Source organism: Microthrixaceae bacterium, from assembly GCA_016702505.1.
In the GTDB taxonomy this organism is placed as follows: domain Bacteria; phylum Actinomycetota; class Acidimicrobiia; order Acidimicrobiales; family Iamiaceae; genus Aquihabitans.
This window is the reverse complement of record JADJDU010000030.1, coordinates 449,401-463,410: the sequence shown is the minus strand read 5'-3', so window position 1 is coordinate 463,410 and position 14,010 is coordinate 449,401. Positions and strand designations below refer to the sequence as shown.

General features: G+C 68.6%; 14 protein-coding genes, 1 other RNA gene and 1 pseudogene. 7 read left to right on the top strand and 9 right to left on the bottom strand.

The window, feature by feature from the left end; translation table 11 throughout:
- The first annotated feature begins 1 nt into the window (after position 1).
- The 3 genes from IPG97_19270 to rnpB all read left to right on the top strand — a co-directional run bounded on the left by IPG97_19270 (position 2) and on the right by rnpB (position 1,694).
- Positions 2-718, top strand: a complete 717-nt coding sequence (locus IPG97_19270) for a hypothetical protein (protein ID MBK6858624.1) — start codon at positions 2-4, stop codon at positions 716-718.
- Between the two features lie 20 nt (positions 719-738).
- Entirely contained in the window at positions 739-1,230 is a 492-nt protein-coding gene (locus IPG97_19265; GenBank protein MBK6858623.1) for a hypothetical protein, read from the top strand.
- Between the two features lie 86 nt (positions 1,231-1,316).
- An RNA gene (rnpB, locus tag IPG97_19260) (RNase P RNA component class A) lies at positions 1,317-1,694 on the top strand.
- 102 nt (positions 1,695-1,796) lie between these two features.
- On the opposite strand, the gene IPG97_19255 is transcribed toward rnpB, so the two are convergent.
- The 7 genes and pseudogenes from IPG97_19255 to IPG97_19225 form a co-directional block, all read right to left on the bottom strand.
- Positions 1,797-2,564, bottom strand: a complete 768-nt coding sequence (locus tag IPG97_19255; GenBank protein ID MBK6858622.1) for a hypothetical protein — start codon at positions 2,562-2,564, stop codon at positions 1,797-1,799.
- 26 nt (positions 2,565-2,590) lie between these two features.
- The gene (locus tag IPG97_19250; protein ID MBK6858621.1) at positions 2,591-3,400 is read right to left on the bottom strand and encodes a hypothetical protein; all 810 of its coding nucleotides are present in this window, start codon (positions 3,398-3,400) and stop codon (positions 2,591-2,593) included.
- A 245-nt stretch (positions 3,401-3,645) separates the two neighbouring features.
- Positions 3,646-5,085 carry a glycerol kinase gene (locus IPG97_19245; GenBank protein ID MBK6858620.1) on the bottom strand — a complete coding sequence of 480 codons (1,440 nt, stop codon included), beginning with the start codon at positions 5,083-5,085 and terminating at the stop codon, positions 3,646-3,648.
- Positions 5,082-5,537, bottom strand: coding sequence for a DUF3792 family protein (locus IPG97_19240; GenBank protein MBK6858619.1), 456 nt, complete (start codon positions 5,535-5,537; stop codon positions 5,082-5,084). Before IPG97_19240 ends, IPG97_19245 begins: the two co-directional genes overlap by 4 nt.
- Positions 5,522-7,042, bottom strand: coding sequence for an FAD-binding oxidoreductase (locus IPG97_19235; GenBank protein MBK6858618.1), 1,521 nt, complete (start codon positions 7,040-7,042; stop codon positions 5,522-5,524). The genes IPG97_19240 and IPG97_19235 overlap by 16 nt, the downstream gene beginning before the upstream one ends.
- Before the next feature lie 12 nt (positions 7,043-7,054).
- On the bottom strand, positions 7,055-7,570 hold the full coding sequence (locus tag IPG97_19230) for a hypothetical protein (GenBank protein MBK6858617.1): 516 nt from the start codon (positions 7,568-7,570) through the stop codon (positions 7,055-7,057).
- A gap of 160 nt (positions 7,571-7,730) precedes the next feature.
- Positions 7,731-8,771: pseudogene (locus IPG97_19225) on the bottom strand (glycerol-3-phosphate dehydrogenase/oxidase).
- 341 nt (positions 8,772-9,112) lie between these two features.
- Here IPG97_19225 and IPG97_19220 point away from each other — a divergent pair.
- From IPG97_19220 to IPG97_19205, 4 genes are all read left to right on the top strand, one after another.
- Positions 9,113-9,343 (top strand): WhiB family transcriptional regulator, encoded by a 231-nt coding sequence (locus IPG97_19220; protein ID MBK6858616.1) that lies wholly within the window; start codon positions 9,113-9,115, stop codon positions 9,341-9,343.
- Positions 9,344-9,384: 41 nt separating this feature from the next.
- Positions 9,385-9,912, top strand: a complete 528-nt coding sequence (locus IPG97_19215) for a GNAT family N-acetyltransferase (protein MBK6858615.1) — start codon at positions 9,385-9,387, stop codon at positions 9,910-9,912.
- An 84-nt stretch (positions 9,913-9,996) separates the two neighbouring features.
- Positions 9,997-11,166, top strand: coding sequence for an acyl-CoA dehydrogenase family protein (locus tag IPG97_19210; protein MBK6858614.1), 1,170 nt, complete (start codon positions 9,997-9,999; stop codon positions 11,164-11,166).
- 131 nt (positions 11,167-11,297) lie between these two features.
- Entirely contained in the window at positions 11,298-11,948 is a 651-nt protein-coding gene (locus IPG97_19205; GenBank protein MBK6858613.1) for a DJ-1/PfpI family protein, read from the top strand.
- A gap of 131 nt (positions 11,949-12,079) precedes the next feature.
- On the opposite strand, the gene IPG97_19200 is transcribed toward IPG97_19205, so the two are convergent.
- Together IPG97_19200 and IPG97_19195 are read right to left on the bottom strand one after the other, a co-directional pair.
- Positions 12,080-13,324, bottom strand: a complete 1,245-nt coding sequence (locus IPG97_19200; GenBank protein ID MBK6858612.1) for a hypothetical protein — start codon at positions 13,322-13,324, stop codon at positions 12,080-12,082.
- Positions 13,321-13,905: a DUF4126 domain-containing protein gene (locus IPG97_19195; GenBank protein MBK6858611.1), complete on the bottom strand. Its 585-nt coding sequence runs from the start codon at positions 13,903-13,905 to the stop codon at positions 13,321-13,323. Before IPG97_19195 ends, IPG97_19200 begins: the two co-directional genes overlap by 4 nt.
- Between the last annotated feature and the right edge of the window lie 105 nt (positions 13,906-14,010).

Below are 14,010 nucleotides of genomic sequence, written 5' to 3'. Positions count from 1 at the left end.
GTTGACCAAAGCGTTCGATGTGCTGCTCGACATCCAAGCCCACGACACCAGGCTCGACCAGTTGCGACACCAGCTCGCCGGCCTACCAGAGCGTGGTGCCAGGGACGCGGCTGCGGCGGCGGTGGCCGAGGTCGAATCGGCCACGGCCAAAGCCGAGTCGGCTCGGGCCGACCTGGCCCGCCAACAGAAGCGACTCGACGACGAGATCGAGACGATCGGGGCCAAGCGAGCCCACGAGGAGGCCACCCTCTATGGCGGAACCGTCACCAACGCCCGGGCGCTCCAGGACCTCCAAGAGGAGATAGAGGCGCTCAAGCGTCGTATCACTGCCCTCGAGGACCAAGACCTCGAGATCATGGAGCTGATCGAACCGCTCGACACGACGCTGAGCCAACTGGCCTCTGATCGGGCCGAACGCGTGGCCACATTGGAACTGTCCGAGGCGACGCTGACCGCGGCCGAGGCCGAACTGGCGGTGGCCGTCGATGCTGAGCAGGCCCTGAGGGACGCCTTGGTCTCGGCGGTAGACGGGGTGATCCTGGCCGAGTACGAGACCCTGCGCGGGGCCCTGGGGGGTGTGGGGGTGGCCCGCCTGGTGGGGTCGCAGTGCGGGGGCTGTCACCTGGCTCTCTCCGCTGTAGAGGTGGCCCGGGTGCGCAAGCTGGCCGATGGTGAGATCACCCACTGTGAGGAGTGCGGGCGACTCCTCGTGCCCTGAGCCTCGGTTCGGAGCGGTTCGTGTTCATCTGGTTCGCCGTGGTGTCGGTGGTGTTGGTCGCCTTCGTGTTCAGGAGTCCAGCCATCGACTACCGCACGGTGATCCTGGGATCGGTGCTACCCGTCCTGGAAGCGGTGGCCGGCGGACCTCGTGTGCTGCACTCACTGGTCGGGGCCGTCGCCCTGTTGGGGATCGTCATGGTGGCGACGGTGGGGTCTAGGTTGGTTCGGCGGCGCCTCTTGGGTATCCCGATCGGGGTCATGTGCCACTTGGTGCTCGATGGCTCCTTCACCCAGACCGAGGTTTTTTGGTGGCCGGTCCGGGGTTTGGAGTTCGCGTCGGGTCAGATTCCCGAGCTGGAGCACCTGGGGTTGGCGCTGATCCTCGAAGTGGTGGGGGTGGCGGTGGGGGTATGGGCGTGGAACCTCTTCGGCCTCCATGATCGAGGTGCCCGAGATCGGTTCTGGTCCGACGGTCGGCTGCGCTTGCCCGACGGGCCTGACCCACGCTGACCGGCCCTCACCAACCGTTGCCTCGCAGATCGCCGGGGTGACGCGGGGGAGCCCTGGTGGGTGGCGCGGTAGGGTCTGGCCGACGGTGAGTCCTCCGGGTGACCGCGGTCCGTTGTGCCTCGGTGCAGCGGGCTGAGGAAGGTCGGGGCTCCACAGGACAACGGTGCTGGCGAGAGCCAGGCGGGGGCGACCTCGCGGACCGGGCAACAGAAAGCAGACCGCCGATGGCCGGGTTCGCCCGGCACAGGTAAGGGTGAAACGGTGCGGTAAGAGCGCACCAGCGGCCGGGGCGACCCGGCCGGCTCGGCAACCCCCACCGGGAGCAAGGCCAAACAGAGGGCAGAGCGGACCGTTCGCCCCTCCTCGGAGGGACCCTCAGGTGGGCCGCACAGATGGATGGTCACCGAACCGGAACCCCGTAAGGGGCCGGGGAACAGAACCCCGCCTACAGGGGGGCTCACCGTCGATACCAAAGCGACCCGCTCGGCCGGGATCTGTCCCGGGAGCGGCTCAGCGCGGGCGGTGCCTGGCGGGGCTGGTCGTTTCGGCGCCAGGGCGCGTGTGGTTCAGGCGCCGGCTTCGGTGGTGGTGGTCTCGCCCTCTGCCCCGGCCTCGCCCTCACCTTCACCTTCGGCCGGCTCTTCCTCGGCGGCGGTGCTGAGGTAAGCAGCCGTGGAGATCAGGTCCGACATGGGGAACAGGGCGGCGGTCGGGGTGGACCCGGTGCCGCCGTTGCCCCACAGCGTGGCCCGCCTCGCGGCGGCGCCAGCGTGCTCGGCGAAGGTCTGACGCCAGCTCGACTCGAGCATCGATCCGACCGCGGCGATGTAGGTGGCGGCGATGGAGCTCTCGACGGTGGACATGAGGTCGGCGACAGCAGCCTCTGAGGTGAGGAACGACCGCATCGGGTCGATCAGGTTGGTGAGCAGGTACTCGTTGGGCTCGCCCACACCAGCGTGCTCGGCCACGTCGGCACCGAAGACGTCGGCCGCCGCGGTGTGATCCGTTTGGAAACGAGCGGCGGCCTCCACCAGCTCAGGCGTTGCGAGCTCGCCGGAGTGACGGCGGTAGACCTCAACGGCCAACATCTCGAGCGAGTTGGCGGTGGCCAGGGTGTCCAGGTCGGCTTGGAGCTGAGCCTGGGTGGGAGCCTTGGTGGGCACCGTGGGCGGGACCAGCGTGGTGGATGGGGGAGCACCGGAGATGCCGGCCTTGGGGCCGTCGCTGGAACATGCGGCCAGCAAAGCGGTGGCGGCCAAGCCGGTGGTCCCGGCGGCCAACACACCCCGGCGGGTCGGGGTGGGATCGGACTGACGCGGAGTGGTGGTTTCCATTTGTCTCGTTCCTCGTGGTGGCGGCGTCAGTTGCCCGAGTCGGTGGACTCGGTGGTGCTGGTCGTGGACTCTTCGTCGGCCTCGGTGGTGGTGGTGAGATCGCCTTCGCCTTCACCTTCACTCTCGGAGGACTCGGCCTCGGTGGTGGTGCTTTCTTCGCCACCGAAGGGGGTGGCGGGAGTGCCACCGGCCACCAACGCTCCTTCGATCGATGCCACCGCTGGGGTCAGGTCCTCGATGGAGACGCCGGCGGCCCGGGACAGGGCCACTGCCTGCTGTTGTTCGGTGGCACTGACCTGGATGACGGTCTTAGCCGTCACCTCGTCTTCGAGATCGCCGATCACGGCCAGGTGGGTGGCGGCCAGGCCAGCCTCCAGTTCACCCAGACGGCCCAAGATGGCGTTCTGGTCAGAACCGAGCTGTGGGCTGTACTGGGCGGTGATGCCGGGGTCGGCGGTGGGAGCCACCTCGGCTTCTTGGATCATGCTCACCAGCAGGGTCGCGACCTCCTGGTGATGGCGGAGGAACTGGGAGAGGTGATCGAGCCACTCGTCGCTCAGTTCGGTGCGCCCGTTGGTGATCGCCGACAGGTAGGCCTGGGTGGCGGCCAGCTCGAGGGGGGCTACCAGGGTGGCGAAGTCAGAGGCGCTGAGCTTGGCCTTGATGGCGGTGGGGCCTTCGCCGCCTTCTTGGGCCAGGGCGGGCAGAACCCCGAGCCCTCCGTTCAGACCGATGGCGCCGACCGAGGCGGCCACGGCGCCTCCGGCGGCGGTGCGGGCCAGGAAGGCCCGGCGGCTGGAGCCGGTGGCGGCGGTCTCGGTGTGGTGGATCGGCACGCGGAATCCTCCTGGGATCATGGGTCCGGTTGTGAAGTGTGCTCAACCGAGTGGGGTCGAGTCCAAGCGAGAGGGGTCATGGGCGCGGATCGGGGTGGGCGTGACCATCCGGGACGGTGCTGATCGAGTCCCAGGACCCGATCGGCAAGGTCACGTCTCGTCCTTGTCAGAACTGGTTGAAGCCTTGCTGGGCAAGCGCTGAACGATGGGGTGTGCTGGGTGGGCTCGCCCTTCGGTTGGCCTCCTCAAAACGAGATGGCCGAGAGTTCGGGGAACCAGCGTTCGGCCCGCTTCAGGGTGTCGGCCCACCGGTCGCGGTCCACGGTGGCGTTTGGTTCGACGACGGTGCGGGGCTGCCAGGTGCTGGCGATCTCGGAGTCGTCCTTCCAGGCTCCGAGGGCCAGCCCGGCGGCGTAGGCGGCCCCGAGGGTGGTGGACTCCTTCTCGGGCGACACCTCGATGGGCCGGGAGGTGGCGTTGGCCAGGGCCTGGACGAAGGTGGGGTTGTCAGACATCCCTCCGTCGATACGCAGGACCGGGATCGTCAAGCTGCTGTCGGCTTCGGCCGCTTCCACCAGGTCGGCGGCCCGGTTGGCCACCCCTTCGAGCACGGCTCGAACGATCTGGGGCCGTCCGCTGCCTCGGGTGATACCCAACAACGCACCGCGTGCCCCGTAGTCCCAGGTCGGGGTGCCCAAGCCCAAAAGGGCGGGAACGTAGGCCACGCCTTCGCTGTCGGCGCATTGCGATGCGACCTGATGGGATTCGGCGGCGTCGGTGATGATGCCCAGGTCGTCTCGCAGCCACTCCACGTTGGTGCCTGCGGCCAGCATCACCGCTTCGAGCCCCCAGCGACGCTGGCCTTGTGCGCCTCGGGTGACGATCGGGAACGTGCCGCCGGCGCCCTGGGTGGCGAAACTGGGACGGTCGGCGAGGCAGAGGTCGAGCATGCCGCCGGTTCCGAAGGTGATCTTGGCGTTGCCGGGCTCTACACAGCCCTGTCCGAGCAACGACGCCTGCTGGTCGCCGAGGATGCCGGCGATGGGTGGGTTGCCGGGCAGTGCAGTGGCCGAGCCCACGACGCCGATCGAGTCGACCACCGCGGGCAGGGCGCCAACCCCGATGCGCAAGGCCTGGAGGACCTGGTCGTTCCATTGTTCCTGGTCGTCGGTACGCAACCCGGTGAGGGCCACGTTGGTGGCATCGGTGACGTGGACCTGTCCCTGGGTGAGTGTCCAGATGACCCACGAGTCGACGGTGCCGATGCAAAGGTCCCGGCTGCGGTCGGGATCAGCCTGGTCGAGGAGGTGCGATGCCTTGGTGGCGCTCAGGTTGGGGGCGAGCCGGATGCCCTGACCGGCCAGGGTCAGGCAGTCGATGACGGTGCGCAGGTCTTGCCAGCCGATCCCCGGACCGACCGGTTCGCCGGTGTGACGATCCCAGACGATGGTTGACGCCCGTTGGTTGGTGACGCCGACACCGTCCACGGCGCCCACCTCGGCGACCACTTCTAGACCTAGTTCGACGACGGCGGTGGCCATGGCCCTGGCGTCGAATTCGACGAGGCCCGGCGCTGGGCTGATGGGGAGGAGAACCCGATGGCGGCTGTCGATCACGCCGCGGCCCGGTTGCACCACCGCGGCCCGGATGCCGCTGGTGCCGACGTCGATGACGAGCATCTTCACGATGAACCTCCGGGGGTGGGAGTGGATCCTTGGGGGTGACGGGGCTCGGCCCGTCTACCGACACCGGCTCCGCCGGTGGACAAGGCGATGGCCATGACCCCCAACACGATGATGGACCCCACGCTCACCGGGGTACCGCGGTCGAGTCGGCCGATCACACCTATCACCTCCACCAGGGCGAACGTGGTGATGCCGGCCAGCACCCCGTGCAACGGTCGGCGGATGGTGGCTTCACGGCTGGCCACGAACCCGGCGATCCAGAAGGCGGCCAGCAGCGCCACCAGGGTGGCGTTGAGGGCCGCTTTGGGCTTGGGGTCCTGGTCGGCGAGGAATCCGTTGATGACCGCGGCCGGTGCACCCACCAACAGGGCGAACGCCGCCCCTCGGCCGACGACGATCCGGTTGATGGCCCCGCCCGATGGTTCCTCGGTGGAGGTCACGGAGCGGGCCATCCCGGCCCGCCGAAGGCGTCGGGAAGGCCGAGCTTGCCCGGGTTGCACACCCCGTTGGGGTCGAGGGTGGCCTTGATGGCAGCCAGGACCCCGAACCCTCCCTTGAGAGCCTCGGGCATGAAGCGGGCCCGGTTCATGCCTACGCCGTGGTGATGGCTGAGGCTGCCGCCGTTGGCCAGAACGGTCCTGGTGCCGGCATCCCACACCGCGGTGTAGTACGCGTCCCGTTCGTCTGGCGCGACCATGCCGCCGAAGGTGAAGTAGAGGCACGCCCCGGTCGGGTAGGAGTGGGATTGGTGGGCCGAGACCAGCACTGATCCCGGCACGGCGCTCATCGCCGCGATGGTCTCGGTGTAGATCGCCCTCAACGCCGACCACGGTGCCGAGATCTCCAAGGTGTCGACCACGAAGCCCTTGGATATGTAGGACTCGAGGGCGGCCACGTCGTTGCGGTGCCCGAACCACTTGTCCACCAGGTCGTCTCCCAGCCGTGTGGATCCGGTGGCCTCGCATTCCTGAGCGGCCACAGCCATGGTGGCGTCGACGAGGACCTGGTCTCCTTCGTCGTAGGCGAGCAGCACGTTGACCGAACGGTCCACGCCGAAGTTCCGTTCGGACTCGATCCCGTCGTAGAGCCGCAGCACCGCTGGGGCCGCGCCTCGCCGAACCATGCGTCGCATGGTCTCCAGGCCGTCGGCGAACGAGGCGAATCCCCATGCCGACCGGCCCTGGCCGGTAGGGGTGGGCCAGGCCTGGAGCCAGGCCCGGGTGACCACACCCAAGGTGCCCTCGGCCCCCACGAAGAGGCGGGTGAGGTCGGGGCCGACCGCTTCTCGGGGTTGGCCCCCGGTGCGGATGGTGCGCCCATCGGCCAGCACCACCTCGAGTCCCACCACGATGTCTTCGATCTTGCCGTAGCGGTTGGAAAGCTGGCCTGCGCCTCGACACGCCACCCATCCGCCCACCGTCGACAGTGACATCGACTGGGGCCAGTGGCCCACGGTCAGGCCGTGCCGGTCGGCCAGCTCGGCCTCCATTGCATCACCGAACGTTCCGGCCATCACCTCCACCACACCGGACTCGGAGTCGACGGCAACGATGCCGGACAGGGCGGTCAGATCCAGGAGCACACCACCGTGGACGGGAACCGTGCCGCCCACCACGCTGGAGCGGCCTGCGGCGGGCGTGACCGGGATACGGGTCTGATGGCACAGGCGCATCACCGCTGCCACCTCGGAGGTGGAGGTGGGTCGTGCCACCGCTCCGGCCACCTGGCCGACTTGGCCCTGGGTGGCCCAGATCATGGCCAGGGGCCACCAGTCCCGGCTGGCTTCGGCCCGGTCGGTGGCGTCGAGGCTCACATCGGGGCAGACCTCGGCGAGCTGTTCGAGGAAGGCGTCGTCCAACAGCACGATCGGCGCCTTGAGTCGACCGGTGGTCGAGCCCGGTTCGCCCGAGAGCGCGATTGGAGGGGTGGGTGATCCGGGTGCGGGCTGAAGCGTCATCGGTGCCGCAGCCTATGCACCCGCCGAGTTCTCGGGGCGGGGACTTGGGGCGTCGTGGCCGTCCGCGGTGAGTGCCAAGCGCGCAACGAGATCCAACGGCGTGGACGGCAGTTGGGCGGTGTCTCGTTCGGCATCGACGGAGCGCTGGTATTCGGCGGCTTGACCTGCGGCCTGGGCCTCGGACAGTCCGAGCACAGGAGCGATCAGGCGGGCGACATCGACTGCGGCTGCCGCAGAGGCGTCGCGGGCCAGCAGCCGAGCCCGGGTGCGTCGGGTGAGGATGTCGTCGACGGAGCGGGCCATCTCGTGGCGGGCGGCGTACACGGCTTCGGCCCGCAGGTACGGGAGGCCGGCCACCAGTGGCTCGCGAAGGCTGGGATCGGACTCGGCCAGGGCCAGCACCGTGCGAGCTTCTCCGCCGAAGCGGTTGGCGAGATGGCTGGTGGTGGGATCGCTGAGCCGATCCAGGGCGTCGTATCCGTCGGCACCGCGCAGCCGAAGCTTGCGGGTACGGCTGTGGCGGGCCACGCCTTGGGCGATCGTCGAGCATCTCGACCACCTCGTCGACGGTATCGGCGGCCATCTCTCGGTAGGTGGTGAGCTTCCCTCCGGTAATGGTGACCACGCCCGACGCAGTGGGCGAGACCCGGTGGCGTCGGGACAGATCCGCGGTTCGTCCCGATCCGCCGGTCTTGACCAGCGGTCGCAGCCCGGCCCAGGTGCCGACGACATCTTGGTCGGTGACGCCGGTGAAGCGGATGGCCCGCAGCAAGTAGTCGACGTCGTCTCGGGTGACGGGCGGATCGTCCAGGCTGCCGTCGTAGTCGGTGTCGGTGGTGCCGATGTAGGTGAGGTCACCCCACGGCACCACGAACACGGCCCGTTTGTCCTTGGGGACGGGGATCACGGCGGCGATCTCGTTGCGGACCTTGCTCCACGGCACCGTGATGTGGATGCCCTTGGCAGGACGGATCGATTGTGGGTCTCCGCCCTCGTCGAGGGCACGCACCTCGTCGGACCAGACGCCGGCGGCGTTCACGACCACCTGACAACGGACCTCGATCTCGTCGTCCCCGGCCCGCACGCGCGCTCCCCGGATCTTTCCGTCAGGGGTCTTGTCCAACCCGACCAGGGCGGCACCGTTGACGGCGACGGCGCCGTGGTCGATGGCGGCGGTACGAGCCAGGGTGAGGGTGAGTCGGGCATCGTCGACGGTGGCGTCGTAGTACAGGTAGGACGCGGCCAGCTTGTCGGCGGGCAGGGTCGGCATGTGAGCCAGGGCCTCGGCCGCAGAGATGCGTTCGTGGAGCTTGCCGATCCGGGCCCCTCCGGTCAGGTCGTACATCCACATCGATGCACCGAGCGCCCGCGACACCTTGCGGGGAATGACGCTGCCGGCCCCGGTGAGGATTGGGAGCAGGAAGGGCAGGATCTTCACTAGGTGGGGTGCGTTGTGGAGCAGCCGTTGACGTTCGTGGAGGGCCTGGTAGACGAGGGCGATCTCACCCTGTTGGAGGTAACGCAAACCGCCGTGGGCCAGTTTCGATGACTTCGATGACGTTCCGGATGCGAAGTCATCTCGTTCCACCAAGGCGGTACGAAGACCGCGGGACGCGGCGTCTAGAGCCACGCCCGCTCCGGTTACCCCACCGCCGACCACCAGCACATCGAAGGGGTCGTCGGCCAGACGGCGCAGTGCGTCGACTCGGTCGAACCAGCCGCCGCTCACGAGTGGTGGCCCGGGGTTGCCAGCCGGGACGAGTGGGCCAGATCGGGTTTGGTGCTACAGCGCAGGGCCATGGACCGATCCTAGGTAGCCCGGTCCGCTGTCGGCACGGTGCGGCGTGGATCGGGACCGAACTAGCCCGGCGCCGGTGGTGAGGGCCCCGGTGGGGGAGAAACGTTGCGGGAATGTGAACCGTGCCGCCTGATGTGGACATTGGCACACCCGCGAGGCCATACTCAGCCCTCGCCCCCGACCTGGGCCTTCCTCCCAGGCTCGCCGGCCCCCAACCGTCGCCCACCGGGGCGGCTGCCGTCCCAGAACCCGAGGGAGCAACCCTCCACCAGATGAACACCTCTTGGCGAGACAAGGCCGCATGTCATGGCCTGGACCCGCAGACCTTCTACCCCGAGACCGATGAGGAAGCGGAGGAGGCCAAAGCGGTGTGTGGCGTGTGTCCGGTGCAGACGTTGTGCTTGGAGTACGCGTTGGTCCGGCGGGAGAAGGAAGGCGTCTGGGGCGGTTGCACCGAGCGGGAGCGCCGCCGGATCATCCGTCAGCGTCGGCGCACGGCCTGATATTCACTACCCGCAACCTTTGGTGGTCGTAGGCTCCGCTCGTGTTCCAAGTGCGACGGATCGGTGCACATGAAGGCGCGGTACTGCGAGACCTGAGGCTGGCCGCCCTGGCCGATGCTCCCGGTGACGCCACCACCACTCTGGCTCGGGCCCGCGCCCACGACTGCCACCACTGGGAGGAGGCGGCAGCCGCCAACGCTTCTGGGCCGCTTCACGCCACCTTCGTGGCCAGCGAAGCCGTTGGTGACCCCGAACAGGGACCGAGCGAAGGTGCGGGCATGGTCGGCGCCTACGCCAACAAGGACGGGACGGTGAACATCATCGGCCTGTGGTCCGCTCCTGGGCACCGAGACCAGGGGGTGGCCGAGGCCCTCCTCGACGCGGTTGCGGTCTGGGCCGGCAGCGAAGCGGGGGCCCGGCGCCTACGGCTGTGGGTGGTGGAACGCAACGGTCACGCCCGGGCCTTCTATGAGGGGCAGGGCTTCCGGGCGACGGGCTCGGAGATTCCCTACCAGCCCGAACCTCGTATCAGGCAGTTGGAGATGGTGCGCGACCTACCCGGCCGCTGAGCCTGTGATGACGGGCCGGTGAGGCCCGGAGGCCTGGCCGCGGGCTGAACCGGACGGTTGAAGTCGGTACTACGGTCAGCGGCCATGGATTTCGCCCTCACCGACGAACTGGCCGCCCTACAAGAAGCCTGCCGCCGCATCGCCCAGGACAAGGTCAAGGTCCGGGCCCGGGAGATCGACGAGACCGGCGAGTACCCCCAGGACCTGTTCGAGGTGTTCCGTGACGCCGGTCTGCTCGGGTTGTGCATCCCCGAGGACCTCGGCGGCGGGGGAGCGGGGATCTTGGGTCTGACCATCGCCATCGAGGAGGTGGCGAAGTACTCCAACACCGCGGCCCTGATGTTGCTCCTCACTCGCCTGCCCACCGGGCCGGTGATGATCGCCGGGTCCCGGGATCAGAACGAGCGCTACATCGCACCGATCGCCGACGGCTCCAAGCGGGCCGCCTTCTGCCTGAGCGAACCCCAGGCCGGCAGCGACGTGATGGGGATGCGGACCAAGGCGGTCCGTGACGGAGACGAGTGGGTGCTCAACGGCACCAAGTGCTGGATCTCCGGTGTGGCCCAAGCCGACTGGTACACGGTGTTCGCCAAGACGTCCGACGACGTCACCGAACGCAACCACAACTCGATCTCGGCCTTCATCGTCGAGCGGGGCTGGGACGGCGTCGAAGTCGGCTCGCTGGACCGCAAGATGGGCGTTCGCGGCGTCGACACCGGGGAGCTGTTGCTCCACGACGTGAGGGTCCCGGCCGCCAACGTGATCGGTGAGATCGGCGGGTTCCAGCTCGCCATGCAGGGCCTCAACTCGATGCGCCCCATCGTGGCCGCCCGAGGCATCGGACTGGCCGAGGGAGCGCTCATGTACGCCACCGAGTACGTCAAGGAGCGGGCCGCCTTCCGCAAGACCATCGCCGACATGCAGGGCATCCAGTGGGAGATCGCCAAGGTCGCCACCGAGATCGAGGCGGCCCGGCTGCTCACCTATCGGGCAGCGTGGATGGCCGACCGGGGTGAGTACACCAAGGAACACGTCCCGATGCTGTCGATGTCGAAGTACTACGCCACCGAGGTGGCGGTGAAGGCGTCGAACATCGCCCTTCAGATGCTGGGAGCGGCCGGCTACATGAAGGACCACATGACCGAGCTGTACTACCGCGACGCCAAGCAGCTCACCATCGTGGAGGGCACCAGCCAGGTCCAGCTAGGCCTCATCGCCCGCGGTGTGCTGGCCCACGACCTCTGGTGGGACTGACCCCGCCCCAGCCGGTCGGTTGCCGGGTTCGTTCAGGCCGGTAGCTGAATGACTCGGGCTTCAGCGCTCGATCTCAACGGACCGTGAGAAATACGCGACTCGACATCACCGACGCGACAAGGATCTCCCCCATGCAAATCGCAATCGGGCTCTATCCCGGGTTCACGGCCCTCGACGCCATCGGCCCATATCAGGTACTGGCCAATGTGCCCGGTGCAGAAGTCCTGCTGTGCGCCCAACGGGCCGGACGGCTGTCCGATGACGCCGGCCTGTTGCACTTAGACATCGAGCACACCTTCGACGAGGTCTCCGCTCCGGACGTACTCCTGGTGCCGGGCGGGTTCGTCACCCGTCGGCTGGTCCGTGACGGCGACGCCATCGTGGATTGGGTTGGGGCCGCCCACGCCACCACGACCTTCACCACTTCGGTGTGCACTGGGGCGCTGGTGCTGGGAGCGGCCGGTGTCCTGGACGGTCTCGACGCCACCACCCACTGGTTCGCATATGAGGAGCTGGCCCGTTTCGGCGCTCGCCCGACCGAACAGCGGGTGGTGCGCCAAGGCAAGGTCTGGACGGCAGCCGGGGTTTCGGCGGGTATCGATCTGGGCCTGGCGATGGCCGCAGAGCTGTGGGGAGAGGATGTGGCCAAAGCGGTGCAGCTCGGCATCGAGTACGACCCCCAACCTCCCTTCGACTCGGGCTCGCCGTCCAAGGCCGACCCCGAGATCCTCGCCCTGGTACGTGCCATCAGCGAGCAGCGAGAGGCCGACGCTTTGGGGTGAGGTCGACAGGCCGCCGGAGAGTCCCCTGGTGGTACCTCTCACCAACCGAGACCGCATGGGTACGGCCCCATTTGGGATCCGTCAGGCGACGGGGGCGTTGTCGGTCTGGTTGGAACGGGGCGTCACGACGCTCATGTTGGGAGCCCATCGTCGTCGTAACCGATGATTGCATCCGAGCTGCGAAGGTCGATGCTCGGACGAGTCCGGCCGCGCCTGACTAGATCCTCGCCGTGCATTGCGGGTGACTCAGGGTGGAGTTGGACCGTCACTCCGGGGGATGGTTGGAGGTCTGGTGTGGTCCAGTTCGGGTCGATGGTGGTCAGGTGGGAGCGGATCTCGGCGGGCGACGCCGCCTGTGGCCCGGTGCCGGCCACCACGGTCAGAGAGCCGCCGTTGCCTCCTGCTCCGTTGACCTTCCAGCCAGATGCGCCCAGGGACCGCGCCGCGTCGATGGCCGCGGTGTGGGCCGGACCCACCAGCCGGGAATGAAGCTCGGCCTGGGTGACGGTTGAGCGGGTCAAGACGTCGGCCCAGCTGTCGAGGTCGCCGGTTTCGAGAGCGGTGGCTGCCTGGGCGGCCAGCGAGCTCAGCTTGCGGGTGGCCTGGCGGACCCGGTGGTGGCCGTCACCGTCACACGACAACAGGGCGTGGATCACCTCGTTGTGGACCTCGGACGAATCGTGGGGGCCGAACACCACGGTCACCAACCGGTCACCCAGTTCGGCGGAGACAGCCTCGGCGATGGTGAGAGGCCGGGCCCTCACCTCCGGGTAGGTGTCCACGACTAGGTGTTGAAAACCGCCGAGTGCCGCCGCCCAGTGATCTTGGACCCCGGCCTGACGCCCGGCAGGGCCAGTCTCGATGCCGTGCGCTCTTCGGGCCAGTTCGGTGACCGGCGATGCCAGTTCTCGGTCGGCATCACCACCTGAGTCATCGGCGGGGGAGTTGAGCAGGCGGTCCAGGGCGGCCAGCACCGCCACCATGACCGAGGCCGAGGTGCCCAACGACGCCCCGGCCGGGACACCAGAGCGGATCGTCACCCTCAGGTCATGGCCGGAGCCGGTCGCCGTCAGAGTCTCGATACGGCCAGCGGTGGCATCGGCCACGCAGTGTTCCAACAGCGGGTGCCGCGGGTTCACCACCGCCGCCGGGTCGAAGCGGTAGTCGGCCCCCAGGTCGGGGGCCACCAGGTGCACGACCGGTGGGCGGTGGTGTACTCCAGGGCCGAGGCGGAACAGGTCTGCGATGACCTCGATCCCGGGCCCGACCGCCACCGAGCACACCTGACCGGGCGAGCCGAACCACGTGTCGGTCCAGCCGCCGACGTCACACACCCGGACCGGAGCCACGGCCCGGATGGACCGAACCACGGTCATGGCGTGGTCGCCCTGGATGCCTTGCGGTCCCGCCACCGGGCCCGGAGGCGTCGGGCCGTTCGAAACACCACCCACGTGACAGCCACGCACACCAGGGCCAGGACCACTGCCACCACGCCGGCCACCACCGGGTAGGCCAAGGCCAACGCCACCATGGCGGCCACGATGCCGTCCTCGCCGAGCGACAACGCCACGTTGCTGACCGGCTCGGGCGACGTGTTGGCCAGGGCCCGCGTCGATGACTTGGCCCCGTGGGCGGTCAGGGCGAACGTGCCGCCCAGCATGGCCACCAACACCTCCGGTGAGCCGGACTCGGCGGCCATCATCCCGGTGAGCATCGCTCCGCCCAGCGGACGCACCACCAGGTGGATGGCGTCCCAGGTGCTGTCCAACCACGGGACCTTGTCCACCACGAACTCGACCGCGAACAGTGTGAACAGCACGGCCAGGACCCACGGCTGCTGAAGCTGGTGGGGAGTCTCAGCCCAATCGAACCGACCAGCCAGCCCGATCAACAGCGCAGTGGCATACAGGTTGAGCCCGCTAGACCACCCACTGGCCAGGATCGTCCCCAGTTCCATCCCCAAAGCATGGCGGATCGGCGGCCCGACCCGGTGTGGTCTCTCTCGGGCACCGGCCCGGCCGGAACCCCGGTGGGGGCACACGATCGGCCGGAACTGCCGTGT

Bases quoted from the DNA above. Each gene is read 5' to 3' on its own strand.
- IPG97_19255 (MBK6858622.1), bottom strand. From the start codon at position 2,564: ATGGAAACCACCACTCCGCGTCAGTCCGATCCCACCCCGACCCGCCGG.
- IPG97_19210 (MBK6858614.1), top strand. From the start codon at position 9,997: ATGGATTTCGCCCTCACCGACGAACTGGCCGCCCTACAAGAAGCCTGC.
- IPG97_19235 (MBK6858618.1), bottom strand. From the start codon at position 7,042: ATGACGCTTCAGCCCGCACCCGGATCACCCACCCCTCCAATCGCGCTC.
- IPG97_19205 (MBK6858613.1), top strand. From the start codon at position 11,298: ATGCAAATCGCAATCGGGCTCTATCCCGGGTTCACGGCCCTCGACGCC.
- IPG97_19220 (MBK6858616.1), top strand. From the start codon at position 9,113: ATGAACACCTCTTGGCGAGACAAGGCCGCATGTCATGGCCTGGACCCG.
- IPG97_19200 (MBK6858612.1), bottom strand. From the start codon at position 13,324: ATGACCGTGGTTCGGTCCATCCGGGCCGTGGCTCCGGTCCGGGTGTGT.
- IPG97_19195 (MBK6858611.1), bottom strand. From the start codon at position 13,905: ATGGAACTGGGGACGATCCTGGCCAGTGGGTGGTCTAGCGGGCTCAAC.
- IPG97_19240 (MBK6858619.1), bottom strand. From the start codon at position 5,537: ATGGCCCGCTCCGTGACCTCCACCGAGGAACCATCGGGCGGGGCCATC.